This window comes from Aequorivita vitellina (assembly GCF_022008365.1).
GTDB lineage: Bacteria > Bacteroidota > Bacteroidia > Flavobacteriales > Flavobacteriaceae > Aequorivita > Aequorivita vitellina.
Genome location: NZ_JAIRBA010000076.1, coordinates 1 through 1,691 on the forward strand (window position 1 = coordinate 1; position 1,691 = coordinate 1,691).

The window sequence follows — 1,691 nt, forward strand, 5'->3', positions numbered from 1 at the left end:
ATGCGCTACTTTTTAAGACCTTTCCCGGATTGGGTTATTGAGTTAATTGTTATTGGTTAAAAGTAAAACAAAGCGACTCTTATATGGCCAAAGTCACTTTTTTAAGGTTGTGGGCCATCGCAATAAGCCCGATTTCGGTTTCTACCTTTTCAATTCCACGGAGCATAAAGCGTTTAAAGTTCATATTGTGCTTTATGTTCCCAAATACAGCCTCCACGTCCCAACATCTCTGTTTTCTGTGAGCTATGCCTTCTGGACTGAGTAATTTTTTCTTGGCTTTGGCCTTAAGCCTGATCAGTTTATGGTTGCGTTCCACGATCCGGTTTCCTTTTGCCTTGTGGCAAAGGGGCCTGAGCTGGCATCCCCGGCAGTTTTTTGCTTGGTACCTATCAATGTTTTGTCTGTATCCCGTAGCGGTCGTTCGCTGGTAACTCCCTATATGCTCCATGGGCTGCCCCATCGGGCAGTAGTAGGTGTCGGTTTCATTATTGTAATATAGTTTATTGGCGGCGAAAGGTTTTTTGTTCGTTCCCCGTTTTTCGTCCAGTTGCTCTTTGTGGAAGTAATTGTATTTAACAAAAGCTTCGATTTGCTTTTCTTCCAGATACGCGTAGTTTTCATCACTGCCATAACCGGCGTCCGCTGTTAGGGCATCCGGGGCTTGATCGTATCCTTTTATAAAATCTTCGGTATGGTCTATAAGTGTAGTGGTGTCTGCCGTAGTCTGGGCAAGGGTGTAATTTGCTATGAACTGATTGTTGGTGGATGCCTGAAGGTTATAGCCGGGCTTGAGCTGGCCGTTGAGCATATGGTCTTCCTTCATCCGCATAAAGGTGGCGTCGGGATCGGTCTTGCTCATAGAGTTGCGCCCGCCTATTTGCTGCTCTTGCTTGTTATACTTTTCAACATTTTTAGGCCAGTTCTTCTTCGCGTAGTTAAGTTTTTGTTTTACTTTTTTATCGATGTCCTTCCCTTGCAGCGCTTGGTTGATCTGATCGATGGTATCGGATACTTTTTGGGGGTCGATCGCTTGAAAATTATCCGGTTCATTGGGCTTTTGCTCTTCTTCCGCATATACTGTTTCAACGTAACGCCAGAGATCTTTGAGTTGTTTTTCAATACGTGCACGTGAGGTCTTGATGCTCTTGCCCCATACAAAAGTGTAGCGATTGGCATTTGCCTCGATCTTGGTGCCATCCACATAAATGTCCTTTAAGTTTAAATGTCCTTGCTCTGCCAAAAGAATGACTACTTGATTGAATATCTTCTTGAACTTTCCCTTGAGCTTGCCGGAGCGGAAGTTGCTAATGGTATTGTGGTCGGGCCGGATACTACCGGAGAGCCACATAAAATGTACGTTCTCGCCAAGTGCCCGCTCAATCTTTCTGGAGGAGTAGAGGTTGCGCAGGTAGGAATAGACCAAGATCTTCAATAGATCTCTGGGGTGGTAACTTGATGTGCCACCACCTTTGTAGGTCTTTTCGATGGACCGGATATCTATTTGGTCTATAATGGTATTGACTATACGAACCGGATGATTCTCTGGAACAAAATCATCAAAACTGGGAGGAAGAAGACTCAATTGGTTCTGGCTATTGGTCTTCCATACAGGGCTTGCTTTCATGGCATGAAGATACGAAATTTATGCTGATTGACCATGAAAAAAGGCTGCCCTTTTTAGACAGCCTCTT

General features: G+C 44.5%; 1 protein-coding gene. It reads right to left on the reverse strand.

What is annotated here, in order from left to right; all coding sequences use genetic code 11:
- Nucleotides 1-79: 79 nt before the first annotated feature.
- Nucleotides 80-1,624, reverse strand: a complete 1,545-nt coding sequence (locus K8089_RS15980; RefSeq protein WP_237604294.1) for an IS1182 family transposase — start codon at nt 1,622-1,624, stop codon at nt 80-82.
- Nucleotides 1,625-1,691: the final 67 nt, after the last annotated feature.

Excerpts from the sequence above, each read along its gene's own strand:
- K8089_RS15980 (WP_237604294.1), bottom strand. The coding sequence starts at position 1,624 with ATGAAAGCAAGCCCTGTATGGAAGACCAATAGCCAGAACCAATTGAGT.